This is a genomic window from Nocardioides anomalus, assembly GCF_011046535.1.
In the GTDB taxonomy this organism is placed as follows: Bacteria; Actinomycetota; Actinomycetes; order Propionibacteriales; family Nocardioidaceae; genus Nocardioides; species Nocardioides anomalus.
The window spans coordinates 603,467-628,307 of the sequence record NZ_CP049257.1; the positions used below are offsets into that span (position 1 = coordinate 603,467).

General features: G+C 73.6%; 29 protein-coding genes and 1 other RNA gene. 19 read left to right on the forward strand and 11 right to left on the reverse strand.

Annotation, left to right across the window (positions count from 1 at the left end):
- The first annotated feature begins 16 nt into the window (after positions 1-16).
- From ftsE to ssrA, 9 genes are all read left to right on the forward strand, one after another.
- A complete protein-coding gene (gene ftsE / locus G5V58_RS03140) occupies positions 17-706 on the forward strand; it encodes a cell division ATP-binding protein FtsE (protein ID WP_165228689.1) in 690 nt (229 codons plus the stop codon).
- The gene (gene ftsX, locus G5V58_RS03145) at positions 706-1,617 is read left to right on the forward strand and encodes a permease-like cell division protein FtsX (protein ID WP_165228691.1); all 912 of its coding nucleotides are present in this window, start codon (positions 706-708) and stop codon (positions 1,615-1,617) included. The genes ftsE and ftsX overlap by 1 nt, the downstream gene beginning before the upstream one ends.
- A gap of 93 nt (positions 1,618-1,710) precedes the next feature.
- Positions 1,711-2,979 (forward strand): M23 family metallopeptidase, encoded by a 1,269-nt coding sequence (locus G5V58_RS03150; protein ID WP_165228693.1) that lies wholly within the window; start codon positions 1,711-1,713, stop codon positions 2,977-2,979.
- Positions 2,980-3,128: 149 nt separating this feature from the next.
- Positions 3,129-3,605, forward strand: coding sequence for an SsrA-binding protein SmpB (smpB, locus tag G5V58_RS03155; protein WP_165228695.1), 477 nt, complete (start codon positions 3,129-3,131; stop codon positions 3,603-3,605).
- An 83-nt stretch (positions 3,606-3,688) separates the two neighbouring features.
- Positions 3,689-4,504, forward strand: a complete 816-nt coding sequence (locus G5V58_RS03160; RefSeq protein ID WP_230487032.1) for an amidohydrolase family protein — start codon at positions 3,689-3,691, stop codon at positions 4,502-4,504.
- A gap of 14 nt (positions 4,505-4,518) precedes the next feature.
- Positions 4,519-5,148: a maleylpyruvate isomerase family mycothiol-dependent enzyme gene (locus G5V58_RS03165; protein ID WP_165228697.1), complete on the forward strand. Its 630-nt coding sequence runs from the start codon at positions 4,519-4,521 to the stop codon at positions 5,146-5,148.
- Between the two features lie 42 nt (positions 5,149-5,190).
- On the forward strand, positions 5,191-5,520 hold the full coding sequence (locus G5V58_RS25565) for a hypothetical protein (protein ID WP_196240552.1): 330 nt from the start codon (positions 5,191-5,193) through the stop codon (positions 5,518-5,520).
- A 48-nt stretch (positions 5,521-5,568) separates the two neighbouring features.
- A complete protein-coding gene (locus G5V58_RS03175) occupies positions 5,569-6,042 on the forward strand; it encodes a hypothetical protein (protein ID WP_165228699.1) in 474 nt (157 codons plus the stop codon).
- A gap of 82 nt (positions 6,043-6,124) precedes the next feature.
- Positions 6,125-6,494: a transfer-messenger RNA gene (gene ssrA / locus G5V58_RS03180) on the forward strand.
- Positions 6,495-6,626: 132 nt separating this feature from the next.
- Here ssrA and G5V58_RS03185 read toward each other — a convergent pair.
- Positions 6,627-7,244 carry an NAD(P)H-dependent oxidoreductase gene (locus G5V58_RS03185; RefSeq protein WP_165228701.1) on the reverse strand — a complete coding sequence of 206 codons (618 nt, stop codon included), beginning with the start codon at positions 7,242-7,244 and terminating at the stop codon, positions 6,627-6,629.
- 49 nt (positions 7,245-7,293) lie between these two features.
- Between G5V58_RS03185 and G5V58_RS03190 the strand changes: the two genes are divergently transcribed.
- Both G5V58_RS03190 and G5V58_RS03195 read left to right on the forward strand, forming a co-directional pair.
- Entirely contained in the window at positions 7,294-8,574 is a 1,281-nt protein-coding gene (locus tag G5V58_RS03190; RefSeq protein ID WP_165228703.1) for an alpha/beta fold hydrolase, read from the forward strand.
- A 28-nt stretch (positions 8,575-8,602) separates the two neighbouring features.
- A complete protein-coding gene (locus G5V58_RS03195; RefSeq protein ID WP_165228705.1) occupies positions 8,603-9,346 on the forward strand; it encodes a DUF4184 family protein in 744 nt (247 codons plus the stop codon).
- Here the strand turns inward: G5V58_RS03195 and G5V58_RS03200 are convergent.
- From G5V58_RS03200 to G5V58_RS03220, 5 genes are read right to left on the reverse strand one after another with little or no spacing between them, the layout of a single operon-like run.
- Entirely contained in the window at positions 9,318-9,647 is a 330-nt protein-coding gene (locus tag G5V58_RS03200) for a hypothetical protein (RefSeq protein WP_165228707.1), read from the reverse strand. The genes G5V58_RS03195 and G5V58_RS03200 overlap by 29 nt on opposite strands.
- Before the next feature lie 45 nt (positions 9,648-9,692).
- A complete protein-coding gene (locus G5V58_RS03205) occupies positions 9,693-10,802 on the reverse strand; it encodes an aromatic ring-hydroxylating oxygenase subunit alpha (protein ID WP_165228709.1) in 1,110 nt (369 codons plus the stop codon).
- Between the two features lies 1 nt (position 10,803).
- Positions 10,804-11,589, reverse strand: coding sequence for an enoyl-CoA hydratase-related protein (locus G5V58_RS03210; protein WP_165228711.1), 786 nt, complete (start codon positions 11,587-11,589; stop codon positions 10,804-10,806).
- A 1-nt stretch (position 11,590) separates the two neighbouring features.
- Positions 11,591-12,736, reverse strand: a complete 1,146-nt coding sequence (locus tag G5V58_RS03215) for an acyl-CoA dehydrogenase family protein (protein ID WP_165228713.1) — start codon at positions 12,734-12,736, stop codon at positions 11,591-11,593.
- A complete protein-coding gene (locus tag G5V58_RS03220) occupies positions 12,721-14,760 on the reverse strand; it encodes an acetate--CoA ligase family protein (protein ID WP_165228715.1) in 2,040 nt (679 codons plus the stop codon). The genes G5V58_RS03215 and G5V58_RS03220 overlap by 16 nt, the downstream gene beginning before the upstream one ends.
- Positions 14,761-14,887: 127 nt before the next feature.
- Here G5V58_RS03220 and G5V58_RS03225 point away from each other — a divergent pair, with 127 nt between their 5' ends.
- From G5V58_RS03225 to G5V58_RS03260, 8 genes are read left to right on the forward strand one after another with little or no spacing between them, the layout of a single operon-like run.
- Positions 14,888-15,538: a TetR/AcrR family transcriptional regulator gene (locus G5V58_RS03225; protein WP_165228717.1), complete on the forward strand. Its 651-nt coding sequence runs from the start codon at positions 14,888-14,890 to the stop codon at positions 15,536-15,538.
- A complete protein-coding gene (locus G5V58_RS03230) occupies positions 15,535-16,653 on the forward strand; it encodes a polyamine ABC transporter substrate-binding protein (RefSeq protein ID WP_230487033.1) in 1,119 nt (372 codons plus the stop codon). Before G5V58_RS03225 ends, G5V58_RS03230 begins: the two co-directional genes overlap by 4 nt.
- 1 nt (position 16,654) lies before the next feature.
- Positions 16,655-17,512, forward strand: coding sequence for an ABC transporter permease (locus G5V58_RS03235; RefSeq protein WP_230487034.1), 858 nt, complete (start codon positions 16,655-16,657; stop codon positions 17,510-17,512).
- On the forward strand, positions 17,509-18,321 hold the full coding sequence (locus tag G5V58_RS03240; protein ID WP_230487035.1) for an ABC transporter permease: 813 nt from the start codon (positions 17,509-17,511) through the stop codon (positions 18,319-18,321). The genes G5V58_RS03235 and G5V58_RS03240 overlap by 4 nt, the downstream gene beginning before the upstream one ends.
- 8 nt (positions 18,322-18,329) lie before the next feature.
- The gene (locus tag G5V58_RS03245; protein ID WP_165228719.1) at positions 18,330-19,430 is read left to right on the forward strand and encodes an ABC transporter ATP-binding protein; all 1,101 of its coding nucleotides are present in this window, start codon (positions 18,330-18,332) and stop codon (positions 19,428-19,430) included.
- Complete coding sequence (locus tag G5V58_RS03250) at positions 19,430-20,746, forward strand: flavin monoamine oxidase family protein (protein WP_165228721.1); 1,317 nt, start codon at positions 19,430-19,432, stop codon at positions 20,744-20,746. The genes G5V58_RS03245 and G5V58_RS03250 overlap by 1 nt, the downstream gene beginning before the upstream one ends.
- A gap of 42 nt (positions 20,747-20,788) precedes the next feature.
- A complete protein-coding gene (locus G5V58_RS03255) occupies positions 20,789-21,286 on the forward strand; it encodes a hypothetical protein (protein ID WP_165228723.1) in 498 nt (165 codons plus the stop codon).
- A 1-nt stretch (position 21,287) separates the two neighbouring features.
- Entirely contained in the window at positions 21,288-21,791 is a 504-nt protein-coding gene (locus G5V58_RS03260) for a GNAT family N-acetyltransferase (protein WP_165228725.1), read from the forward strand.
- Here G5V58_RS03260 and G5V58_RS03265 read toward each other — a convergent pair.
- The 5 genes from G5V58_RS03265 to G5V58_RS03280 are packed head-to-tail and all read right to left on the reverse strand — an operon-like array spanning position 21,775 to position 24,799.
- Entirely contained in the window at positions 21,775-22,791 is a 1,017-nt protein-coding gene (locus G5V58_RS03265; protein WP_165228727.1) for an App1 family protein, read from the reverse strand. The genes G5V58_RS03260 and G5V58_RS03265 overlap by 17 nt on opposite strands.
- Before the next feature lie 16 nt (positions 22,792-22,807).
- The gene (locus G5V58_RS26635) at positions 22,808-22,918 is read right to left on the reverse strand and encodes a DUF4186 family protein (protein ID WP_407939742.1); all 111 of its coding nucleotides are present in this window, start codon (positions 22,916-22,918) and stop codon (positions 22,808-22,810) included.
- Positions 22,919-22,945: 27 nt separating this feature from the next.
- The gene (locus tag G5V58_RS25770) at positions 22,946-23,089 is read right to left on the reverse strand and encodes a hypothetical protein (protein ID WP_230487036.1); all 144 of its coding nucleotides are present in this window, start codon (positions 23,087-23,089) and stop codon (positions 22,946-22,948) included.
- A complete protein-coding gene (locus tag G5V58_RS03275; protein WP_165228729.1) occupies positions 23,086-23,235 on the reverse strand; it encodes a hypothetical protein in 150 nt (49 codons plus the stop codon). The genes G5V58_RS25770 and G5V58_RS03275 overlap by 4 nt, the downstream gene beginning before the upstream one ends.
- 34 nt (positions 23,236-23,269) lie before the next feature.
- On the reverse strand, positions 23,270-24,799 hold the full coding sequence (locus G5V58_RS03280; RefSeq protein WP_165228731.1) for an ArnT family glycosyltransferase: 1,530 nt from the start codon (positions 24,797-24,799) through the stop codon (positions 23,270-23,272).
- Positions 24,800-24,841 lie beyond the last annotated feature (42 nt).

The window sequence follows — 24,841 nt, forward strand, 5'->3', positions numbered from 1 at the left end:
CGTACAGTCGAATCCCGTGATTCGCTTCGAGAAGGTCACCAAGACCTACCCCGGGACCCGTGCCCCCGCGCTCGACGCGGTCAGCATCGACATCGAGAAGGGCGAGTTCGTCTTCCTCGTGGGTCAGTCGGGCTCGGGCAAGTCGACCGCGCTGCGGCTGGTGCTGCGCGAGACCCGGTCGACCGGTGGCCGCGTGCACGTCGCGGGCAAGGACCTCAACCGGCTGGCCGGCTGGAAGGTGCCGCGGCTGCGGCGCCAGATCGGCACGGTCTTCCAGGACTTCCGGCTGCTGCCCAACAAGACCGTCTCGGAGAACGTCGCCTTCGCGCTGCAGGTGATCGGCAAGTCCCGCACCGACATCAAGCAGGTCGTCCCCCAGACGCTCGAGCTGGTCGGCCTCGACGGCAAGGGCGAGCGGATGCCCGACGAGCTGTCCGGTGGTGAGCAGCAGCGCGTGGCCATCGCGCGCGCCTTCGTCAACCGGCCGATGATCCTCATCGCCGACGAGCCGACCGGCAACCTCGACCCGACCACCTCGGCCGGGATCATGAAGCTCCTGGACCGGATCAACCGCACCGGCACCACCGTGCTCATGGCCACCCACGACCAGCACGTCGTGGACCAGCTGCGCAAGCGGGTCATCGAGCTGGACAACGGCCGGGTCGTGCGCGACGACGCCCAGGGCGGCTACGGGGCCACCGCCTGATGCGCATCGGCTACGTCTTCTCCGAGCTCGGCCAGGGGCTGCGCCGCAACGTCTCGATGCACATCGCGGTCGTGCTGACGCTGTTCGTGTCCATGACGCTGCTCGGCCTCGGGGTGCTGATGAAGCAGCAGACCGACATCGCCACCCGCTACCTCGGCAACCAGCTCCAGGTCACCGTCTACCTCTGCCGCGACGGCGACGCCAACCCCGCCTGCGCCGGCCAGGTGACCGACGAGCAGAAGTCCGCGGTCGAGGCGGCCATCAAGGACAACCCCGAGACCGCGACGTACCGCTTCGAGTCGCAGGAGGAGGCGTTCTCCAAGGTCAAGGAGCTCTACGGCAACGACCAGTTCGACGGCCCCAACCCGGCCATGACCGCGGCGGACATGCCGCAGTCGTACTGGATCACGCTCAAGGACCCGCAGAAGTTCGAGGGCGTCACCAGCGCGGTGGTCGGCCTCGACGGGGTCTCGCAGATCCGCGACCTGCGCGAGACGCTCAAGCCGCTCTACGAGTGGCTCGGGGCGCTGAAGTACGGCTCGTGGGGGATCGCGGCCTTCCTGCTGCTGGCCGCGCTGCTGCTGGTGGCCAACACCATCCGGCTGGCGGCGTTCGCGCGACGGCGGGAGATCGCCATCATGCGATTGGTCGGGGCCTCGACGCTCTACATCGCGCTGCCCTTCCTGCTGGAGGCGCTGGTCACCGCCGCGGTCGGCGTCGCGCTGGCCGCCGGGGCGCTCGGGGCGTTCATGTACTTCGGCGTGCACCAGCGGATCGCGGACTCGATCTCCTTCATGCCGTGGATCGGGCTGCAGGACTTCACCACCGCGCTGATCGTCATCGCGATCCTCGGCCCGCTGCTGACCCTGCTGCCGACACTCCTGCTGACCCGCAAATACCTCAAAGTCTGAGCGCGGGCCTCTACGGTCGGGGCGTCAGTTACTTCCCCGACTGATTGGTAGACCGTGCGCTCCTTCCCCGGCGCTGCGGGTCGCTCCGTGCTGGTGACCCTCGCTCTCCTGACGACCCTCGGCACCCTCGGTTCCGCCGTACCCCTGGCCCACGCCGACGGCACCGACGACCTCAAGCACAAGCACCAGGACGTCCAGGCCCAGATCGAGCAGGCCCAGGAGTCCGCCGAGGAGGCCAGCAAGGCCGTCAACCGGGCCAAGAGCGACCTGGCCACCGCCGAGTCGCAGCTGGCCGACGCTCAGGTGTCGTACGCCGGCGCGCAGGCGCACGTCAGCGACGTGCAGGCCCAGCTGGCCGACGCCCAGGCCGTGGACGCGCAGATGCAGGCCGCGCTCCAGGCCGCCCAGGCCGACCTCGCGCAGGCCAAGGCCGAGGTGCGGGCCGGCCAGGCCGCGCTGGACGCCCAGCAGCAGGCGGTGAAGGACTCCGTCGTCTCGGTCTACCAGCAGGGCTCGCCCGAGCTGATGGCGTGGACCGGCTACCTGCAGTCGCAGACCCCGTCGGACCTGATCCGCAAGATGGAGTACGCCGACACGCTCATCGAGGACCAGAACACCGTCTTCGACCAGCTGCACGCCGCCGAGCTCGCGCTGCGCGCCGAGCGCGACGAGGTCCGCACCGCCGAGCAGGCCGCCGACGAGCAGGCCGACCGGGCCGCCCAGCAGCTGGTCAACGTCCAGCAGCTGGAGCAGGAGGCCACCGAGGCCGCCAACGACGCGCTGCTCGCCCAGGACCAGGTCACGCTCACCGTGGCCGCGCGCGCCAAGGCCCAGCGCAAGGCCGAGCGCGCCAAGCGCCAGGACCTCGAGCAGCTGGAGAAGCTCAAGAAGCAGGAAGCCCGGATCAAGGCCCAGATCCTGGCCGCGGCCGCCGCCGACCAGTCCGCCGGCTACGTCGGCGACGACGACGGCTTCCTGCTCCCGCCGGTCACCGGCGCCGTGACCTCACCCTTCGGCTACCGGATCCACCCCATCTACGGCTACTGGGGCCTGCACGACGGCACCGACTTCGGCGTGTCCTGCGGTGAGGGCATGCGCGCGGCGGCGGACGGCAAGGTCCTCTCGCGCTACTACTCCCCGGTCTACGGCAACCGGCTCTACGTCGACGTCGGCAAGGTCAACGGCCACGCCCTCACGGTCGTCTACAACCACGCCACGTCGTACCGCGTGGACGTGGGCGACCACGTCACCCGCGGCGAGGTGGTCGGGTACGTCGGCTCCACGGGCTGGAGCACCGGCTGCCACCTGCACTTCACGGTGCTGCAGGACGGGACCGCGGTCGACCCCATGAACTACCTCTGACCGGTGGCTGAGGTGCGAGGAGCCCCGGCGACGAGCCTCGAAGCCGCCGCAGCCTAGGCGCCGACTCGACCCCGGTGCCTCAGCTCGCCTGGCTTCGAGGCTCGGCCGTGGACGGCCTCGCACCTCAGCCACCGTGGGAGAATGGTGGGATGGCCAGGGAGCAGGGGCGCAAGGTGATCGCGCAGAACCGCAAGGCGCGGCACGACTACGCCATCGAGGACACCTACGAGGCGGGCCTCGTCCTCCAGGGCACCGAGGTCAAGTCGCTGCGGCAGGGGCGGGCGTCGCTGGTCGACGGGTTCGTCGACATCGACCGCGGCGAGGCGTGGCTGCACGGCGTGCACATCCCGGAGTACTCCCAGGGCACCTGGACCAACCACTCGGCCCGGCGCAAGCGCAAGCTGCTGCTCAACCGCGAGGAGATCGACAAGATCGAGCGGCGCGTCAACGAGAAGGGGCTGACCGTGGTCCCGCTGTCCCTGTACTTCCTCGACGGCCGGGCCAAGGTCGAGATCGCGCTGGCGCGCGGCAAGAAGAGCTGGGACAAGCGGCACACCCTGGCCGAGCGCCAGGCCAACCGCGAGGTCGAGCAGGCCGTCGGCCGCCGGCTCAAGGGGATGGACTGACCGCCGCTCCGCTGGACCGCTCGGAGGACGTCCCGGCGGTCCGCGCGTTCTGGGAGGGGCTGGGGCTGCCCGGGCTCTTCGACGTGCACGTGCACTTCCTGCCGCCGCCGATCCAGAAGGCGGTGTGGGCGGTCTTCGACGCCGCCGGCCCGAAGATCGGGCGGGAGTGGCCGATCCGCTACCGGGCGTCGCACGAGGAGCGGGTGGCGCTGCTGCGCGAGATGGGCGTGCGCCGCTTCTCGACGCTGCCCTACGCGCACAAGCCCGGCGTCGCGACGTACCTCAACGAGTGGTCGCGCGAGTTCGCGGCGGCGCACGACGAGGTGCTGTGGTCGGGGACGTTCTACCCCGAGGACGGCGTCGCGGCGTACGTCGCGGACCTGGTCGAGGCGGGGGTCGAGGTCTTCAAGCTGCACCTGCAGGTGGGGGAGTTCCACCTCGACGACCCGCGGCTCGACGAGGCGTGGGGCACGCTCGAGGACGCGGCCGTGCCGATCGTCGTGCACGCGGGCTCCGGGCCGGTCGGCAACGAGTACACCGGGCCGGAGTCCATGGCGCGGCTGCTCGCGCGGCACCCGCGGCTGGCCGTCGTGGTGGCGCACATGGGCGCCCCGGAGGTGGAGCCGTTCCTGCGCCTGGCCGAGACCCACGAGCGGGTGCGGCTGGACACCACGATGGTGTTCACCGAGTTCTTCGGCGTGGAGTACCCCGCGGCGCTGCTGCCGCGGCTGGCCGCCATCCAGGACAAGGTCCTGCTCGGCTCGGACTTCCCGACCATCCCCTACCCGTACGTCGAGCAGCTCGACGGCCTGGCCCGCCTCGACCTCGGTGACGACTGGCTGCGCGCGGTGTGCTGGGAGAACGGCGCTTCCCTGTTCGGCACGACCCCGCGTCGCTGAGGGACACTGGGCGCATGGCGGCGGACTGGGACCTGGTGGTCCGCGAGCGGGCCGCGCTCGTCGAGCTCTTCGGTGGGCTCCAGGGCGATCAGTGGGCGGTGCCCAGCCTGTGCCCCGGGTGGAGCGTCCAGGACGTGCTGGCCCACCTGGCGAGCGTCCTCGACGCCAGTGCGCGCCAATCGCTGTGGGCCGTCGTGCGGGGCCGCGGGTGGCCGCCCGCGGTCATCGAGCAGCTCACCCGTGTCTACGCCGACCGCCCACCGGCCGACCTGGTCGCGGCGTACCGCCGCCACACCGACAGCACCTTCGGCCCGCCGGTGCTCGGTTGGCGGGCCTCGTTGACCGACGTGATGGTGCACCGCGCGGACGTCGCCGTCCCGCTCGGCCTCACCCTCGACCGGCCGCCGGCCGCCTGGCGGCCGGTGCTGGAGTTCCTCACCTCGGCCATTCCGATGATGGGCTCGATCCGCGGTGGACGCCCGCACGTCACCTGGCGGGCCACGGACCTGGACTGGTCGAGCGGCTCCGGCCCCGAGGTCACCGGCCCCGCCGACGCGATCGGCCCCGCCCTCGCCGGGCGGGCGGCACTGCTCGACCGGCTCGAGGGGCCCGGGCTCGAGCCGCTGGCGGCCTGGCTGCGCTGATCCGTCGGGTTGGGGCGGCGTCCGCGCGGGTAGGCCTCGCCCATGAGCACCGCCCACCGCTTCGGTCGGGCCGCCCGGCTGGTGGTGACCGTGGTCATCATCGGGGGCGTCGGCTACGGCCTGGTGACCGGCAACCCCGGCGCCGCGTTCCCCGTCGTCCTCCCGGCGGCGGTGGTCCTCACGCTGCTGCGGCTGCTGCCCGGCGCCGGCTCGAGCGGCGGCTCGTCGTACGACGGCAGTGGGTCCGGCTCGTCGTCCAGCAGCCTGTGGAGCACCAGCTCCGACTCCGGGTCGGGCGGGTGGTCCGGCGGCGACTCCGGCGGCAGCAGCGGTGGTGGCGGGGACTCCTCGGGCGGCGGCGGCTCGTGGTGAGCACCCCGCGCGGATTGGTCCCGTGACGCACGGGGTAGCACCCAGGCCATGACCATCCCCCTGTGGCTGCCGTGGGCGGTGTTCGCCGCGCTGGTCCTGCCGCCGATCACGGTGCTGCTGCTCCAGCCGTCCGGCAGCAGGCCCACCGCGGCCACCCTCCCGGCCCTCTCCGCGGCACTCGTGGCTCTCGTGGTGGCCGGGGTGCTCTCGGTGGACCGCTGGCACGTGTCCTACGACGAGTTCCACGACGCCGCTCAGCGCGCCGGCCACCGCGAGTCCGGCACCAACCCCGACGCCTTCCTGGCCCTGGTCGACGACGTCGAGGCCGACCTCGGCCGCGACATCACCTGGGACAACGTGGAGGACCCCGACGGCGAGGACACCGGCGGCAGCGCACCGCCGTCGAACTTCTACGAGCTCCGCCCCTCCGAGGGCTCCGACGTCGTCGTCTGCGTCGAGGAGATGCGTGACGACCTCGACCGGACCGTGCTGGACGTGTCCGGCGACGCCTGCGACGCCTGACCGGCCCCGGCGTACGGCGGGAATCTCAGGTGGGCCGCCGGCGTTGAACCGCTAGACTGTTCCACTGCACGACAACTCAAGAGGGGCTGATCGGTTTCGACTTGGGACGTCCGTTCCAGGAGAAGCGGGTCGAGGAGCCAGCGACATCTCGTAAACGACCGCTGGAAACCACAACTGCCAACGCTAAGCGCAGTTCCTTCGCTCTCGCCGCCTGAGCGGTGATCGAAGCGTCAGACCGGGTATCCGTCTCCGACCCGGACCCTGGCGTCATCTAGGAGACTTGCTGCTCACCTCTCGTCAGGAGGGGTGATCGGGACTCAAACCTGACTGGGCCTGTCGGCGACGTGTCTGTGCGAGCGCCGGGGCCGAGAAAAGCGACACCACGGACTGCACCCGGAGAAGACCTGGTTCGACGCCGAAGGACGCGGGTTCGATTCCCGCCAGCTCCACCACCTCTGCCCCGGGCCGAGCGCTGACGCGCTCGGCCCGGGGCTTCGTCGTTCCGCCGGCGGGAACCGGACCCGCGTCCGTCGGCGTCGCCCCAGCTCTTCTCGTCGCTCGGGTGCCGGCCGCTGCGCCTGCGCTCACTGCTCGGGGCGCACTCCCAGCAGGTCCGCGAGCGCGGCCCAGCAGGTCTCGGCGGCCTCGGCACGCTCACCGGCGGTGAGGGAGCCGACAGGGGTGACGTGGCGGCGCTCCACGTGCCCGGCGCCGACGTAGGGCAGCACGCACCGGGTCCAGATGAGGTGCAGCGGGTCGCCGAACTCCGCGGTCTCGCGGTCGGCGGGGGTGTCGCCGAAGGTGACGACCAGCGCGTCGAGGCGCAGCAGCGCCTCGGGCTCGCCCGCCGCGCCGCCCTGCAGCTTGTAGGCGACGCCCGGGGCGAGGACCCGGTCGAGCCAGCCGCTCATCGCGGCCGGCGGCTTGCCCCACCAGTTGGGGTGCAGCGCGACGAGCACGTCGGCGCTGGTCAGGTCCTCGCGGTAGCGCGCGGTGAGCGCGTCGCCCGCGGGGCCGGCGACGCCCAGCTGCACGTGGCGCGACTCCTCGGCCGTGAGCAGCGGGTCGAAGCCGTCGGCGTACAGGTCGTGCACGAGGACCTCGCTGCCGGAGTCCCGGGCGCGCGCGACCAGGAGGTCGGCGACCGACCAGGTGAAGCTGTCGCGTCGCGGGTGGGCGACGACGAGGAGGACACGGCGCACCCGCAGACGCTACCGAGCCGCGCCGACCGCAGAGGAGCAGACTCGGCGCATGGCCACGACGACGCGGATCCCGGGGTACGTGCTGACCGACCACACCGTCGAGGTCCCGCTCGACCACGCCCGTCCCGACGACGGCCGGCGCATCGAGGTGTTCGCGCGCGAGGTGGTGGCGGCCGGGCGCGAGCGGGAGGAGCTGCCGTGGCTGCTGTTCCTCCAGGGCGGGCCGGGCGGGAAGTCGCCGCGGCCGGGCGGCGGCGCCGGCGATGCGTGGCTGCGGGTGGCGACGCGCACGCACCGGGTGCTCCTGCTGGACCAGCGCGGCACCGGGCGGAGCACGCCGCTCACCCGGCACCTGGTCGCGGGCTGGTCGGACGCCGAGATCGCGGCGTACGTCCGCCTGATGCGGGCCGACAGCATCGTGCGCGACGCCGAGGTGCTGCGCGAGCGGGTGGCGGGCGGGGCGCGGTGGGAGACGCTCGGGCAGTCCTACGGCGGGTTCGTGACGCTGCCGTACCTCTCGATCGCGCCCGAGGGGCTGGCCGCCTGCTACGTGACCGGCGGCCTGCCGGGTCTGCGGGCGACCGCGGACGAGGTGTACGCGCGGACCTGGCCGCGGGTGGTGGCCAAGAACGCGGCCTACTACGCGCGGCACCCCGGCGACGTCGAGCTCGTCCGGCGGATCGCGGACCACCTCGAGGCCCACGACGTGCGGCTGCCGGACGGTGACCGGCTGACCGTGCGGCGGCTGCGGCTGCTGGGCCAGGCGTTCGGGATGTCCGACGGCTACGAGAAGGTGCACTGGCTGCTCGAGGAGGCCTTCCAGGGCGCCGAGCTGTCCGACGTCTTCCGGCACGGCGTGCTCGCGGCCACCGGCGGCGTCGAGGGGCCGCTGTACGCCCTGCAGGAGTACACCTACGGCCAGCCCGGCTCCGGGCCCAGCGCGTGGGCGGCCGCGCGGAGCATGGCGGAGCGCCCCGAGCTCGGCGAGCACGCGACGCCACTCGTGCTCACCGGCGAGATGTTCTTCCCCTGGATGTTCGAGGGCATCGCCGCGCTCCGGCCGTTCCGCGGCGCGGCCGAGCTGCTCGCGGCGTACGACGAGTGGGAGCCGCTGTACGACGAGGCGCGGCTCGCGGCCAACGAGGTGCCGGTGTTGGCCGCGGTCTACGCCGACGACATGTACGTCGACGCCGGGCTGCAGCTCGAGACCGCGGAGCGGGTCGCGAACGTGCGCGCATGGGTCACCAACGAGTACGAGCACGACGGGCTGCGCGTCGCGCCCGAGCGGGTGCTCGGCCGGCTCTTCGACCTGCGCGCGGGACGGGTCTGAGCGGGGGGCGTCGGCCTACGCTGCGGGGGTGCCGCTGACGATGAGCCACCCCGCGGCGGTGCTGCCGCTGCGGTTCCTCGGGCTGCCGATGACCGCGATGGTGGTCGGGTCGATGGTGCCCGACGTCTGGGTGTTCGCGCGCTGGCACCGTGCCTACGCGCTGGCCCACACGCCGGTCGGCGTGCTCACGGTCGACGCCGCGGTGAGCGTGCTCGTGGTCGCCGCCTGGTTCGCGCTGGTGCGGGACCCGCTGGTCGACCTGGCGCCCGCGGCGGTCCGGTCGCGGCTGGCGCCGCACCGGCGCCTGGGGCTCCGCTCCTGGCTGCTGGTGGTGCCGGCGGCCGTCGTGGGCGCGTCGACCCACGTCTTCTGGGACAGCTTCACCCACGCCGGGCGGTGGGGCGTGGACCGGGTCGGGTGGCTGCAGCTCGCGCACGCCGGCCTGCCGGGCTTCCGGTGGGCGCAGTACGCCTCGGGCCTGCTCGGCCTCGTCGTGGTCGGCGTCGCGGCGGTGCGGCACCTGAGGGCGCTCCCGCGCCGCACGCCCCGCCGGCCGCGGCCGAGGTGGGCGACCCCGGCGCTGCTCGCGACGTCCGCGCTCGTGCTGGACACCGGCGTGCGGACCGCCGCGTCGCGGCCGTGGCCGCGGCTGCACGCCCTGGCCTTGCACAGCGTGGTGAACGCCGTGCTCGTGGCGGGTCTCGCGCTCGCCGTCCTGTGCGCGGTGTGGCAGGCCGGAGAGCTCAGAGCCGGAAGAGCGCCACGACGGTGAGGTACGTCGCCGCCGCGACCTCCGGCTCGTGCAGGCCGGCCGGATCGGCCCTGAGGGCGTCCGCGCGGGCGCGGATCACCGCGCCGGGGTCGGGTCGGACCAGGTCCTCGCAGAGCCCTGCGACGACGGCCGCCGCGTCGTGCTCGTCGAGGTGGTCCAGCACGAGCCCGTCGTGGAGGAGCGTGGCCGCCTCCTCGAAGACCTCGCGCGCCAGGTCGGGGTCGACCTCGTCCGGGCGCTCGCGGGCGACGCGCTCGGCGGTGACGAGCAGCTGGTCGTAGGGCGGGGGCCAGTCGCGCACGACGAGGAGCCTCGTCGGACCGGGCGCGGCCGGCAAGCGGGTTTCTCAGCCCTCGAGGTCGCGCCGGTAGCGCTCGTCGAAGCCGAAGACCCACGCGTCCTTGGCCGGGAAGACGCCGTGGTCGAAGGCCCGCGAGGTCACGCCGCGCTGGACCCGCTCGCAGGCCTCGTTGTCCTGGGCGGTGACGCGCTCGTTGAACTGCACGACCGGCGAGGGGTCGAAGGCGGGGTCGGCCAGGGCCTCGGGCGAGAAGAGGTACTCGGTGACCAGCCGGCAGCTCTGCGGACCCGTGGGGAAGACGGCGGTGGCCAGGCAGCTGGCGCCGTCGACGTCGAGGAACATCGAGGGGTAGACCTGCGCGCCGAAGTACGCCGGCTCCTCGCCGGAGTCGCGGAAGCCGGGGAGCAGGGGCAGGCGCAGGCGCGGGTCGTCGACGATGGCGGTGCGGCCGTCGGCGAGGGAGACGCCGCCGTCGTCGCGACCGTCCTCCATGATCCAGCCCTTGCGGTACGCCGGGATGACGGCGACGAGCTCGGGGTGGACGGTCGGGCAGTGCAGGCACTCGTTGTAGTTCTCGATGACGATCTTCCAGTTGGCCTGCACGTCGGTGGTGCTGATGTGGCCGATGCGCAGGTCGGCCAGGCCGTACTTGGCCAGGGCGAGCGGGTCGTCCTGCTGGTCGGCCAGGTGCTCGAGCAGCGGCCGCGGCTCCTCGCGCGAGAGGTTGACGAAGACGAAGCCCTCCCACACGTCGACGTGCACCGGCCACAGCGAGGTGGAGGGCCGGTCGATCTCGTCCTTGTCGATCATCGGCGTGGTCACGAGCGTGCCGTCGAGGGCGTAGCCCCAGGCGTGGTACGGGCAGCGCAGGTGGGTCCGGGCGAAGCCCTGCTCGTCGTCGCAGAGCCGCGAGCCGCGGTGCCGGCACACGTTGTAGAACCCGCGGATGACGCCGTCCTTGCCGCGCACGACGAGCAGGCTCTCGCCGCCGAGCTCGACGCGCAGCCAACTCCCCGGCTCCGGGATGCGCTCGGCGCGCCCGACGTAGGTCCAGGTGCGGAAGAAGACCTTCTCCTGGTCGAGCCGGTAGCTCTCCTCGGAGTGGTACGCCGGCCCGGGCAGCGTCCGGCGGACCGGCTCGCGGGTGGTGGTCATCTCAGCGTCCCTTCCAGACGGGCGTGCGCTTCTCGGCGAACGCCTTGAACCCCTCGACGCCGTCCTCGGAGTCGTAGAGCGTCTCCACCGTCTCGAGGCGGCTGGTGGTGACCAGGTCCATGGCGTCCTGGAAGGTCAGCGCCTCGGCGACGCGGGCGACCTCCTTGATGGCGGCGAACACGAGCGGGGGACCGGAGGCCAGGAGGCGCGCGGTCTCCCACGCGCGGCGGCGCACGGACTCCTCGTCGGGCAGCACCTCGTTGACGACGCCCCAGCGCGCGCCCTCCTCGGCGCCCATCCGGCGTCCGGTCAGCAGCAGCTCCATGGCCACGTGGTACGGCATCCGCTTGGGCAGCTTGATGGTCGCGGCGTCGGCGAGGGTGCCGGCGTTGATCTCGGGCAGCCCGAACTGAGTGGCCGCCGAGGCGTAGATCAGGTCGCAGGACAACGCGAGCTCGAAGCCGCCGCCCATGGCCAGGCCGTGCACCGCGGCGATGACCGGCTTGTTGAGGTCGGGCAGCTCCTGGAGCCCGCCGAACCCGCCCACGCCGTACGCACCCTGGACCGGGGCGCCGTCGGCCGCGGCCTTGAGGTCCCAGCCGGCGCAGAAGAACTTCTCGCCCTCGGTCCGCACGATCGCGACGCGCAGCCCGGGGTCGTCGCGGAAGTCGCGGAACACCTCGCCCATCGCCTGGGAGGTGGGCAGGTCGATGGCGTTGGCCGGCGGCCGGTCGAGGGTGACCTCGAGGACGCCGTCCTCGCGGACCAGGTGCAGGGGCTCGGACACGTCAGCCTCCCAGGGGCCGCAGCAGGGAGCGGCTGATGATGTGGCGCTGGATCTCGCTGGTGCCGTCCCAGATCCGCTCGATCCGGGCGTCGCGCCAGATCCGCTCGAGCGGCAGCTCGTCCATGAGCCCCATGCCGCCGTGGACCTGGATGGCCTCGTCGGCCACCATCGCGAGCATCTCGGTGGCCTTGAGCTTGGCCATGGCGATGTCGGCGTCGGTGGCGCGACCCTGGTCGAGCAGCCAGGCCACCTGCAGGGTGAGCAGCTCGGCGGCGCGGAGCTCGAGGGCCATGTCGGCGAGCTTGAAGCCGACGCCCTGGAACTTGCCGATCTTCTGCCCGAACTGCTCGCGGGTGGCCGCGTGCGCGGTGGACAGGGCCAGGGCGCGCTCGGCCCGGCCCAGGCAGGTGGCGGCCACCGACAGCCGGGTCGAGCCGAGCCACTCGCCGGACAGCTCGAGCCCCTTGCCCTCGGGGCCCAGCAGCGCGCTCTCCGGCACGCGCACGTCGTCGAAGTCGAGGATCGAGTTGGTGTAGCCGCGGTGCGAGACGTTGCGGTAGCCGTCGTGGACGGCCAGCCCGGGGGCGTCCAGGTCGACCAGGAACGTCGAGAAGTCGTTGCGGTCCGGACCCGAGCGGGCCAGCAGGATGACGAAGTCGGCCTCGTCGGCGTGGCTGATGAAGTGCTTGGTCCCCTTGATCACCCAGTCGCCGCCGTCGCGGGTGGCGCGGGTCCGGATGCCGCGCATGTCGGAGCCGGCGCCCGGCTCGGTCATGGCCAGGCAGTCGGTGCGCTCGCCGCGAACGGCGGGCAGCAGGTAGTCCTCGCGCTGTGAGCCCTCGCAGGCCATGAGGATGTTCGACGGACGCACGACGCCGGTGTAGTGCAGCGCGTAGCTGGCCTTGCCCAGCTCCTTCTCGAACAGCGCCAGCGTCACCGCGTCGAGGCCGGCGCCGCCGACGGACTCGGGCATGTTGGCGGCGTACAGCCCGGCCGCGAGCGCCTTCGCCCGGATCTGGGCGACCAGCTCGGGCCGGACGTGGCCGGTGCGCTCGACCTCCTCCTCGTGCGGGTAGAGCTCGCGCTCCACGAAGGCCCGGGTGACCTCGACGATGCTGCGCTGCTCGTCGGTCAGTGCGAAGTCCACTGCTGTCCCTCCTGCTGGGTGACGATCCGGGCGTCCAGGGCCACGGCTCCGGTGGGTGTGACCAGGACGGGGTTGAGCTCGAGCTCGGCGACCTCGGGGTGCGCGGCGGCGAACCGGCTCACCGCCGAGACGACCCGGGCGGCGGCGGGCACGTCGAGCGCCGCGCGCCCGCGGTGCTCGTCGAGGAGCGCGGCGGTGCGCAGGCCGCGGAGCAGGTCCTGCGCCTGGGCCTCGTCGACCGGCCCGAGGGCGACCACGACGTCGCCGAGCACCTCGGTCGCGGTGCCGCCGGTGCCGACCAGGACCACGGGGCCGAAGCGCGGGTCCCACCGCGCGCCGACGATCAGCTCCACGCCGGAGGCCAGGCCGGCCATCTCCTCGACCGAGTACGCCGAGGCGTCGAGCCGGGCGTGCGCGTCGAGCAGCGCGGGCAGGTCGGGCAGGCCGACCACCACGCCGCCGCCGTCGGACTTGTGCAGCCGGCCCAGCGCCTTGAGGACGTACGGCGCGGGCAGGTCGGCCGCCGCGGCCTCGAGCTCGGCTGCGGTGCGGACCTCGCGGGCCGCCACGAACGGCACGCCGGCCGCGGCGAACACGGCCCGGGCCGCGCTGTAGCCGGTCGGGCCCAGCGGCGCCGCGGCCGGCGGCAGGGGCGCCAGGCCGCGGGCACGCGGGGAGGTGAGGACCGCGAGCGTCGCGGCGGCGTCCTCGACCGCGGCGAAGACCGGGACCCCGGCCTCGGTCAGCACCCGGCAGGCCTCGGACTGGGGGAAGATCGACTGCACCGCGACCGGCTTGCGGCCCACGGCGTCGGCCGCGATCTGCTTGGCCGCGGCGGTCTCGGCCGGCCCGAGCCCGGCGAGGCCGTCCTCGCCGCTGGAGTAGCCGCCGAAGTAGCCGGTGACCAGCACCGCGTCCACGTCGGCGGCGTCCTGGAGCGCGGCGAAGGTGCGGGCGTAGCTGTCCGGGTCGACCTCGCCGTAGCCGGCCAGGTCCACCGGGTTGGCCACGCTGGACTGCGCCCAGACGTGCTCGGCCAGAGACGTCTGGGTGGCGGGGGAGAGGGCCGGGACCTCGAGGCCGTGGGTCGCCAGGACATCGGCGGCGATGACGCCGTGGCCGCCACCGTCGGTCAGCACCGCGACCCTCGGACCGCGGGGGACGGCCCGCTGCCGCAGGGCCGCGAGCACGTCGGCCAGCGCCCGTGGGGTGCGGACCTGGTGGGCGCCGGCGGCCCGGCACGCGGCGGCGACCACGGCCGCGTCACTGGTCAGCGAGCCGGTGTGCGACTGCGCGCCGCGGGCGCCGGCGCTGCTCGCTCCACCGACCAGCACCACCACCGGCGTGCCGCCGTCGACGGCCGCGGTCACCGCCGAGACGAAACCGCGGCCGTCGCGCACGTCCTCGACGTACACCGCGACGGCCTCGGTGTGCAGGTCGGCCGCGCACGCCGCGATCAGGTCGACCAGCCCGACGTCGGCCTGGTTGCCGAGCGAGACGAAGCGGGAGATGCCGAGCCCGCGGGCGGCGAGGAGCCGGTCCAGCTCGATGGCCAGGTTGCCGCTCTGGCTGAGCACGGCCACGCCGCCCGGCCGGAAGGAGTTGTACGCCGCGTAGGTGCCGGTGTGGTTGTCGACCACGCCCAGGCAGTTGGGGCCCACCAGCACCGCGCCGGCGGCGCGGACCCGGGCGACCAGCGCCGCCTCCCGATCCGGGGCGAGCCCCGCGGTGATGGCCACCAGCGCCTTCGCGCCCCGCGTGAGCACGCCGTCGACCGCCTCCTCCAGCCCGGCCTCGGGCACGGTGAGCACCGCGAGGTCGACCCGGTCGAGCTCGGCGACCGAGCGCAGGCACGGGCGGCCCAGCACCTCGCCGCCGCGCCGGTTGACCAGCTGGACGCGGTGCCGGTCGGCGCCCCGCAGGGCCTGCACGGCGATCGCGTTGCCCCACTTGGCGGGGTCCGCGCTGGCCCCGACCACGGCGATCGAGGCGGGGTCGAAGAGCGCACTGAGGTCGCGGTCCACGGGTTGGGCCCACCTCCGCTCGGGCGCTGCTGGCGCGGTGGCGGAGCCCTTGACAGGCACCCGCCGTGTGGGCAACCTAACAAACTGATCAGTTAGTCAGCCAGAGGTGACGAGGACGAATCTCGAGATGACCCAGACCCCGACGAGGGCCCGGCGCAGCCGCGCCGACATCGCCGCGCAGACCCGCGAGGCGATCCTCAACGCGGCCTGCGAGGTGATCGCCGAGATCGGCCTGGAGAACGTCCGGATGCGCAACGTGGCCGAGCGGGCGGGCGTCTCCACGGCCGCGCTGCACTACCACTTCGACACCCGCGAGAACCTCTTCGAGGCCGCGCTGCACTACTCCTTCGGCCGCACCGGCGCCGACGTCTACGAGGCCCGCGGCGGCGACGACACCGCCACCGCCCGGCTGGCCCGGATCGTCATGGCCTCGCTCCCGACCACGCCCGGGCTGCGCCGCGAGTGGGCGCTGTGGCAGGAGCTGTGGTGCCGGGCCGGCCGCGACGCGGCCTCGCGCCGGATCGCCATCGAGCTCTACAAGGAGCACACCGACTGGATCGAGGAGACGCTGCGCGCGGGCGTCGAGGCGGGGGAGTTCGCCGAGCACGACGTGGTGGCCCACGCCCAGCTGGTCAACTCGGTCTGCGACGGCTACGGGGTGCACCTGATGATGCGCAGCCCGGCGGTCAGTCGCGAGCAGGCGCTGGACGCGATCTGGGCGGTCGCGGCCGCCCCGCTCGGCGTGACCACGCCCTACCCCCACGCGCGGCGCCGGTGACCGCGACGCCGTACCTCTCGCGCCGCGCCCTGGTGGGCGCGGCGGCCGGTACGGCGCTGAGCACGTCGGCCTGTGCCTACATCGACCCGCCCGGCCCGGACCCGCTGCCGACGAAGAGGATCGTGCCCGAGGTCGACGGCGACCTCGTGTACTTCAACTGGGCCGACTACGTGCACCCGAAGGTGATGAAGGGCTTCCAGGAGGAGTACGGCGTCAAGGTCGTGCAGAGCAACTTCGACTCCATGGAGTCGATGCAGGCCAAGCTGGCCGCCGGCAACCGCTACGACGTCATCTTCCCCTCGGCGCAGTGGGTGCAGAAGCTGACCGCGGCCAACAAGCTCTACCCGATCGACCACTCCGTGCTGACCAACGCACCGGCGATCTTCGACCACTACGACTACTTCGCCGACCCGTGGTACGACCCGGGCTCGGCGCACTCGGTCCCGTTCACGATGTACAAGACCGGGATCGCGTGGCGCAAGGACCAGCTCGGCGACGAGCTGACCGGCAGCTGGCGCGACCTGTGGGACGACGACGCGCGCGACCACACCTTCGTCCTCGACGACCGCGACGAGGTGCTGGGCATGGCGGCGCTGCTCCTCGGGCTGCCGCTCAACACCTCCGACGTGCACGAGCTGGACCGGATCGTCGAGACCATGGGCACCCTGCGGCCCTACCTGCGCGCGTTCAGCAGCGACGACTACCTCAACCTGCTCGGCGGCGACGCGTGGCTCCAGCAGACCTGGAGCGGCGACATGGCCGCGGTGCTGTGGCAGGCCGACGACCCCGGGCTCTACGGGTTCGAGTCGCCGTCGGAGGGGACGCCGGTCAACAGCGACACCTACGCGATCCCGGCCAACGCCGAGCACCCCGGCACGGCGCTGCTCTTCATCGACTACATGCTCCGGCCCGAGGTCGCGGCCAAGAACATCGGCTACATCGGCTACCCGATGCCGATCCACGGCACCGAGGAGGTCTACGACGACCTCATCGCGTCCTACCCCGCGTGCAAGGTGACCCTGGAGGACCTGGCCGGCGGCCACTACTTCACCGGCGGCTCGGTCGAGTCCACCCGGGTCCGCGACGCGGCGTACACCGAGATCAAGGTCGGCTGACGTGGCCCGGCGACCGGAGCGGCTGTGGGCCGCGCTGCTGCTGCCCGGGACGCTGTGGATGTCGGCGTTCTTCGTGTGCGCGCTCGGCCTGGTCGTCCTGCTGAGCTTCGGGCGCACCGACCAGCTGGGGAACCCCTACTTCAGCACCACGCTCGAGAACCTGCGCGACGTCCTGGACTGGACCTACCTGCGCGTGGTCCTGCGCTCCCTGGTGTACGCCGCGAGCGCGGCGGTGATCTGCCTGCTCATCGCCTACCCGGTCGCCTACGTCATCGCGCGCCACGGCGGACGCTGGAAGAACGCGCTGGTCGCGCTGCTCGTGGTGCCCTTCTTCGCCAACTACCTGGTGCGGATGTACGGCTGGCAGACCCTGCTGTCCGACGACGGCGTGGTCCTCTCCCGACTGCGCGAGGCCGGGCTGGTCGGCTCGTCGTTCCACGTCCTCGACACCCCGGCCGCGGTGATCGGGGGGCTGGTCTACGGCTACGCGGTGTTCATGGTGCTGCCGGTCTACGCGGCGCTGGAGCGGATGGACGGCTCGCTCATCGAGGCCGGCCGCGACCTCTACGGCTCGCCGCTGCGGACCTTCCTCACCGTCACCGTGCCGGCCACCCGCGCGGGGGCGTACGCCGGGCTCGCGCTCGTCTTCCTGCCGAGCATGGGCGACTTCGTCAGCGCCGGGCTGCTGGGCGGCACCGACGACCTGATGATCGGCAACCTCATCCAGGACAAGTTCTTCGCGGGCCAGAACTGGCCGCTCGGTGCCGCGCTGACCATGGTGCTGATGCTGCTGCTCCTGGTCTGCATGTCGGCCTACGTGCGCCAGACCGCGCGCGAGGCGAAGGCGGCCCGGGCGTGAGCGCGGCCCGGCGGCCCAAGGCGGCCATCGCCGTCACGATGCTGTTCTTCCTGTTCCTCTACGCGCCGATCGCCGCGGTCGTGGTCTTCTCCTTCAACACCAGGAAGTCGCTCGCCGTCTTCGACGGCTGGTCGCTGCGGTGGTACCGCGCGTTCCTCGACGACTCCGACCTGGTCCACTCCCTCGGCACCAGCCTCGAGGTCGCGGCGGTGGCCATGGTCGGCTCGGTGCTGGTCGGCACCGCACTGGCCTTCGGGCTGGTCCGGGTGCGCAGCCGGCTCGGCTCGGCCGCCGGGATCGTGATGCTGGTGCCGCTGGTGACACCGGAGATCGTGACCGGCGCGTCGTCGCTGATGCTGTTCAAGGGCGTCGGGCTCGAGCCCGGGCTGACCACGCTGATCCTGGCCGAGACGACGTTCTCGATCTCCTACGTGACGGTCATCCTGCGCTCGCGGGTGGCCGAGCTGAACCCGGAGGTCGAGGAGGCCGCCATGGACCTCGGCGCCACCCGGGTCCAGGCGCTGCGTCTGGTCACGCTGCCGCTGCTGTGGCCCGCCGTGCTCTCCTCGGCGATCCTCATCTTCACCATCGTCTTCGATGACTTCGTGCTGGCCTACTTCACCACCGGCGTGAGCCCGCAGCCGCTGTCGGTGCGCATCTACAGCGCGATCCGGTTCGGCGTGCAGCCCTCCATCAACGCGGTCGGCACCCTGCTGCTGCTCGGCTCGATCGTGCTCATCGTCCTGGCGCTGTTCCTGCCCCGCCTGCTCGGCCGCCGCGGCTCCGGGCTCGACCTCCTCGGAAGCTGAGGGACCCCATGACCGTCGTCTCCGACCCGCCCGTCGCGACCCGCACCGACGCCGCTGTGGAGCTGCGCGGTGTGGCCAAGTCCTACGGCGGCGCCAACGTCGTGCACGACCTCGACCTGGCTGTCGAGCCCGGGGCGTTCTTCTCGCTGCTCGGCCCCTCGGGCTGCGGCAAGACCACCACGCTGCGCATGGTCGGCGGCTTCGTCGACCCCACGCGCGGCGCCGTGCTGCTGCACGGCCAGGACGTCACCGAGCAGCCGCCGCACCGGCGCGACGTCAACACCGTCTTCCAGAGCTACGCGCTCTTCGACCACCTCTCGATCTGGGACAACGTGGCCTTCGGGCTGCGCCGGCGCCGGGTGCCGCGCGCCGAGGTCCGCCGCCGGGTCGGCGAGGTGCTCGAGCTGGTCCAGCTGACCGGCCGGGACAAGGACAAGCCGCGCTCGCTCTCCGGCGGCCAGCGGCAGCGGGTCGCCCTGGCCCGCGCCCTGGTCAACCGCCCCTCGGTGCTGCTGCTCGACGAGCCGCTGGCCGCGCTCGACCTCAAGCTGCGCCGGACCATGCAGGTGGAGCTGAAGAAGATCCAGCGCGAGGTCGGCATCACCTTCGTCTTCGTCACCCACGACCAGGACGAGGCGCTGACGATGTCCGACGCGGTCGCGGTGATGTGCGAGGGCCAGGTGCACCAGGTGGGCACGCCCGAGGACGTCTACGAGCGCCCGGCCACGGCGTTCGTGGCCGGCTTCATCGGCACCGCCAACCAGATGACCGGTGCCTACCGCGACGGGGTGTTGATGCTGCCGGGCGCGGTAGCGCTGCGTACCGGTCCGCTGGCCGGCGTGGCCGACGGCTCGCAGGTCACCGTGGCCGTGCGCCCGGAGAAGATCTGGCTCTCCGAGCTGACGCCCGACATGGTGCAGACCGACGGGCTGGTCAAGGCCACGGTCTACGGCGGCGCGACCACGACGTACCTCCTGGAGGTGGCCGACGGCGTCGAGCTCGCCGTGCTGGAGCAGAACACCGACCGCTCGCGCACCGAGGAGCGCTGGCACGACGGCGAGCGCGTGCGCCTGGGCTGGCGGCCCGAGCACTGCCTGGTGCTGCCCTGATGGCCTACGACGTCCTGGTCCTCGGCGCCGGGCTCGCGGGGCTCTGCGCCGCACGCGACCTCGCCGCCGGCGGCGCCGACGTGGTCGTCCTCGAGGCCCGCTCGCGCGTCGGGGGGCGTGTGGAGCAGGTGAGGCTCGAGGACGGCCGGCTCGTCCAGCTCGGCGGCGAGGTGGTGGGCAACGCGCACACCGCCTACCAGGCCCTCGTCGCCGAGCTGGGCCTCACCCTCGTGCCGTCGTACGTCGCGGAGCCGGGCGAGCTCACCTACGCGCTGCACGACGGGCTGCACGTCGGCGACTCGCCCGCGTTCTTCGAGCCCGCGGACCACGCGTCGCAGGCGGCCGTGGAGGCCGCCTTCACCGCGCTGTGCGACACGGTCGACCCCGCCGACCCGTGGTCGCACCCGTCGGCCGCCGTCCTCGACCGCGCCTCGGTGGGCGACTGGCTGCGCTTGGTCGGCGCCACGCCCGCCGTTCGCCGGGCCATCGAGGCCGCGCAGCTCGGGCTCAGCGCCGGCTCGTCAGAGCGGACCTCGATGCTCTCGCTGCTGCGCAAGTGCGCGGTGACCACGACCCGAGGGCTCTACGACTACGACGAGTGGGAGAACCTCCGCGTGGCCGAGGGCTCGGCCACCGTCGCGCTGCGGCTCGCCGCGGAGCTCGGAGACCGGGTGCGCCTCGGCGTGCCGGTGCGCGGGGTCAAGGTCGCGGCCGCCGGCTGCGCCGTCACCCTCGACTCCGGCGAGGTCGTGCACGCCGCCGCCGTGGTCAGCGCCCTGCCCGTGGGGCCGTTGCGCGACGTCGCCGTCGAGGGCGTCTCCGACGCGCGCCTGGAGTCGCTGCACCGCCAGCGACACGCGCTGGCCGCGAAGTTCGTGGCGGCGTACGACCGGCCGTTCTGGCGCGACCGCGGCCAGAACGGCCTGACCGAGTCCGAGGGCGTCCTCGGCTCCTCCTGGCCGCAGACCGACGACGGCGTCCTGTCCTGCCTCGTCCCGCCCGAGCGCATCGCGGCGTACCTCTCCACCGACCCGCGCTTCCGCCGCGAGGAGGCGCTGACCGAGCTCGCCTCGTGGTTCGGCCCCCCGGCCCTCGAGCCGGTGGCCACCTTCGAGCGGCTCTGGGGCACCGACCCCTGGACCCAGGGCTACGTCACCCAGTGGCAGCCCGGCGACGTGCTGCGCGTCGGCCCGCTCCACGGGACGCACGAGCCACCGTTCTACGTGTGTGGGTCTGACCAGTGGGTAGCGGGCTACATGGAGGGCGCGGTCCGGACCGGACGCGGCGCGGCGTCCGAGGCGCTGGCCCGCGGCTGAACCTCGTTGACGGCCACCCGGGCCGCCCCTACGGTCTGGTCCGTGCGCCGACCCCTGCTGACCCTGGCCGCCGCTGCCGCGGCGCTCGTGTCCCTCACCGCCGCCCCGGCGCACGCCGAGTCGGGCCACAAGGACACGACCGTCGGCGACGCCCCGGCGGCCATCGACATCACGGCGATCGACGCGACCAACGCGGTCCGTCGCGTGAAGATCAAGGTCACCGTCCCCGGGCTGACGACGGCCGGGACGTTCACCTTCGGCTACGAGGGCCGGACCTACGACGGCATGGCCATCGACGTGCGGCACCGGGGCAGCGGCGCGAGCGCCAAGGCCTTCCGGTGCGGCGAGGAGTCCTGCGCCAAGGTGGCGTGCCGCGGCCTCCAGGCACGCTGGGACGTCGCCGGGCACGTCGTCTCGGTCTCGGTCCCGCAGCGCTGCTACCCCGGCCCCGTGCCGGAGACCTGGTCCATCAACGCCCACGCCGACCTGGGCAAGGAGTACGACAGCGACGGCACGCGCCTCAGGCTCCGGCGGGGCTGACGTGGAGGTCCGGGCGGCGGCGACGGCGGCCGACCTGGACGAGGTGCGCCGGCTGTGGCGGGCCTTCCTGGTCTGGCAGGACGAGCGGCACGCCGAGCACCTGGACCAGCTGCACGCCTACTTCGACCCGGACGCCTGGGAGGCCGAGCTGGCCGGGCTCCCGGGGCGCTACGCCGAGGCCGAGGGCGGGGCGCTCCTGCTGGCCCGCGCCGACGACGGCGCGGCGGTGGGCGCGGTGGCGCTGCGGCGCTCCGCTCAGGGAGTCGCCGAGATGAAGCGGATGTACGTCGAGCGCCGCGGCGTGGGGGCCGGGCGCGCGCTGGGCGAGGCGGTGGTGGCCGAGGCCCGGCGGCTGGGCTACGCGAGGCTGGTGCTGGACACCGGGCCGCTGCAGGCCGAGGCGATCGGGCTCTACCGCAGCCTGGGCTTCGAGGAGGTCCCGGCGTACTGGGACGCCCCGGAGGGGCTGCGGCAGTGGCTGCTCTTCTTCAGCCGCGAGCTCTGAGCAGCCCGATCGACTCGGCGTGGCGGCGCACGGCGTCGCTGTCGGCGGCGAGCACGAACGGCACGTCGTGGTCGAGGGCGTCGGTGACCGCCTCGACGCGCCCGTCGCCGGGGTCGAGGCGCACCTCGCGGATGTAGACCGCGAGGATCCGGTCGGGGAACTCGCGGACCACGTCGGCGTACACCTGCGGGTCGCGCTCGCCGGAGTCGCCGATGAGCACGAACGGCAGGTCGGGGTGGGTGGTCAGCGCCTCGCGGATCCGCCCGTGCTTGGGCTCGCGCCCGCCGCCGGCGCCGAGCAGGTCGCGCAGCAGGACGGGCCCGAGCGGGAAGCCGCGGTGCTCGAGGAAGGCGACCAGGAACGCGTGCAGGTTCCACGGGCTCGAGCTGACGTAGAAGAACGGGTTCGTGTCGTCGTCGGCGAGGTCGCGGTAGAGCGCGGCCGCGCCGGGGAACGGCGTGCGGGTGAGCGCGGAGCCGGTGAGGGTCTGCCGCAGCATCAGCCCGGCGCGCTGCACGCCGGTCTGCAGGACCGTGTCGTCGATGTCGGACACCACGCCGAACCGCGCGCCCGGCGCCGGGACCCGCACGCGCACGGGTGCTGGCGGAGCCGACTCGAGCCCGCGGTAGGCCGCGGCGAGGGTCACGGTGCCGTCGGTCCAGGGCGCGGTCAGGTCGACAGCGGCGAGCCGCGCCACGAAGTAGCCCTCCGCGTCCGAGACCACCTCGGCGCTCGCGCCGCCCACCTCCACCCGCAGCGGTACGCCGGGGAGCTCGTCGGTCAGGAACCCCCGCAGCGTGCGCCGCAGCGCCGCCCCGACGCCCTCGCCCTCGACCGCCTCGCTGAGCGGCGGGTCGTCCAGGACCCGGCCGCGGACCACGACGCGTGCCGGGCCACCGTGGCCGAGGTAGGCCTCGATCCGGAAGTCCGTGGGCACGCCGCCACGCCCCCGACGGGCCGCCTCCCAGGCGTGCTCGAGCGCGACGGCGAAGCGGCTCACCCGGCCACGCTAGCCGTCACGGACGCGACAGCTCACGCCCGATCCAGCGCCCGACCACGTCGACGACGTACGTCCGCGCCTCCCGGGTGAGCGCCCGTCCCGTGTCGATGCCGTGCCACCTCAGCAGGCAGCTGCGGCGCGAGCCGGTCGGCGATCAGCACGGCCGCGTGGCGCGCATCGTGGCGACGCCGCGGAGCTCGGCGGTGGCGCGCCCACGACCCCGCAGGTGGAACCGCGCGCGGAACGGGTGCTCAGCGATCCGGTCGAGCCGCTCGTCCAGCCCGCCGTCGGAGGTCACGTGTGGTAGCGGAGCCAGGTGAGCAGGGCGATGATCGCCACGATCACCACGACCATCGCGACGACGCCGAGGATCGCCGGTCCGTGCGGCCGGCGCTCGCCGTACATCGGCTTGTCCACGCTGCGCTCGAGAGGGTCGTCGGCCATGCGGACCGGTGCCCACCCACCCGGGCGGCACACGTCAGCACTCGAGCCGCAGGGCCGGGCGCACCACGTCCGCGCGCACCCAGACCAGCGGTCCGCACGGCGGCGTGGCCAGCCGGTAGTGCTGCAGCAGCACCTCCCGCAGCCGGTGGTCGGCGTCGATGTGCCAGGAGCTGAGCGGCAGCACGCCGACCACCCACGTCGGTGCGTCCGGGCCGGCCAACACCGCGCGGAGTCCGGCCAGGTCGGGGTCGAGGGTGCGGATGGGCAGCGACCACAGGTGCGGGTAGGGCGAGCGCAGCCCGGACGCCTCCACGAGCTCCGCGCTGCCGTACAGGCTGACCACGGTGTCGTCGCGCCCGGCCGCGTCGGCGATGGCCACGCCGACCTGCCACGGGCCGGTCGGCGTCGGGTCGACGAGCCGGTCGCGCGCGAACCCGGCGTACGCCGGCAGCGCGGCCACCACGCAGAGCGCCGCGACGGCGCGAGCCAGGGACCGCCACGGCGGGGCGGCCGACGCCACCAGCCCCGCCAGCAGGGCCACGTCCGGGACGAGCGGCACCAGGTAGGCGTGCCAGAAGCTGCCGCTGACCACCACGCCGGCCAGGTCCACGCCGGTGGTGACCAGCAGGGCGAGCGACAGCGCGGGCCACCGCGACCACCAGCGGCGGGCACCGGCGACGGCCAGCACGAGCAGCGGTGCCATCCCGCAGGTCACGAACAGCCTGGCCAGGTCGTGGGCCCGCTCGACCGGTGCCCGCGAGTCGCTGGCCGCGAGGACCGCGGAGGCGTCGGCGCGGAAGCCGACGACCTGGTACCACCCGGCCGCCACCGTGGCCGGGCTGACCGCGATCCAGGCCAGGACGGCGAGCACCGGAAGGGCCGCGCCGAGCGCCCAGCGACCCGCCACGGCGAGGACCCGCGCCGGCGCGACCCGGGCGCCGAGGAAGGACGCGACCAGCAGCACCGCGCCGAGCACCAGCCCGCCCACCAGGCTCTGCTTGCACCCCGCCGCGGTGGTCGCGCAGACGCCGGCCAGCAGCGCCGCCCGCGCCGACCCGGTGTCCAGCGCCCGGACCAGCAGCAGCCAGGACACCGCGACCAGCGGCGTGCCCAGCACCTCGCCCTTGGCCGTCCAGCCCGACAGGTCCGGGTCCGAGAGCAGCGCCACCGCCACGACCGTCGCGACCCGGGCCGGGTCGCGACCGGCGACCCGCGCCGCGAGCCGGTGCACCGCGACCACCAGGCCGGCGGAGAGGACCAGGGCGAGCAGCCGCGGGCCGAGCACCGGGAGCAGGTCGGGCACCAGCGCGTCGCTCCAGCGGTACGCCGCGAGGAGGACCGGCGGGCGGTCGACCCAGTAGGGCCCGTACAGGCTGTCCGCGCTTGGCGACCAGGACCGCGCCACGAGCAGGAACCCGGCCTCGTCCGAGCCCGGCGTCGCCAGCAGCCCGGGCAGGCGCAGCAGCGTGGCGACGACCACGGCGCCGACCAGGAACCGGTCCGGGCGGACCCGGGCGGGCGCGAGCGGACCGGCGGACGAGGGGAGCGCGGGGGCGGGGGTCACGTGAGCCGTGATGCCGCCGGGAGGACGGGGGTTCGCGCCGAG

Bases quoted from the DNA above. Each gene is read 5' to 3' on its own strand.
- G5V58_RS03225 (WP_165228717.1), top strand. From the start codon at position 14,888: ATGACCCAGACCCCGACGAGGGCCCGGCGCAGCCGCGCCGACATCGCC.
- G5V58_RS03245 (WP_165228719.1), top strand. From the start codon at position 18,330: ATGACCGTCGTCTCCGACCCGCCCGTCGCGACCCGCACCGACGCCGCT.
- G5V58_RS03275 (WP_165228729.1), bottom strand. From the start codon at position 23,235: ATGGCCGACGACCCTCTCGAGCGCAGCGTGGACAAGCCGATGTACGGC.
- G5V58_RS03205 (WP_165228709.1), bottom strand. From the start codon at position 10,802: ATGACCACCACCCGCGAGCCGGTCCGCCGGACGCTGCCCGGGCCGGCG.
- G5V58_RS03250 (WP_165228721.1), top strand. From the start codon at position 19,430: ATGGCCTACGACGTCCTGGTCCTCGGCGCCGGGCTCGCGGGGCTCTGC.
- G5V58_RS03190 (WP_165228703.1), top strand. From the start codon at position 7,294: ATGGCCACGACGACGCGGATCCCGGGGTACGTGCTGACCGACCACACC.
- G5V58_RS03175 (WP_165228699.1), top strand. From the start codon at position 5,569: ATGACCATCCCCCTGTGGCTGCCGTGGGCGGTGTTCGCCGCGCTGGTC.
- smpB (WP_165228695.1), top strand. From the start codon at position 3,129: ATGGCCAGGGAGCAGGGGCGCAAGGTGATCGCGCAGAACCGCAAGGCG.
- ftsX (WP_165228691.1), top strand. From the start codon at position 706: ATGCGCATCGGCTACGTCTTCTCCGAGCTCGGCCAGGGGCTGCGCCGC.
- G5V58_RS25565 (WP_196240552.1), top strand. From the start codon at position 5,191: ATGAGCACCGCCCACCGCTTCGGTCGGGCCGCCCGGCTGGTGGTGACC.
- G5V58_RS03165 (WP_165228697.1), top strand. From the start codon at position 4,519: ATGGCGGCGGACTGGGACCTGGTGGTCCGCGAGCGGGCCGCGCTCGTC.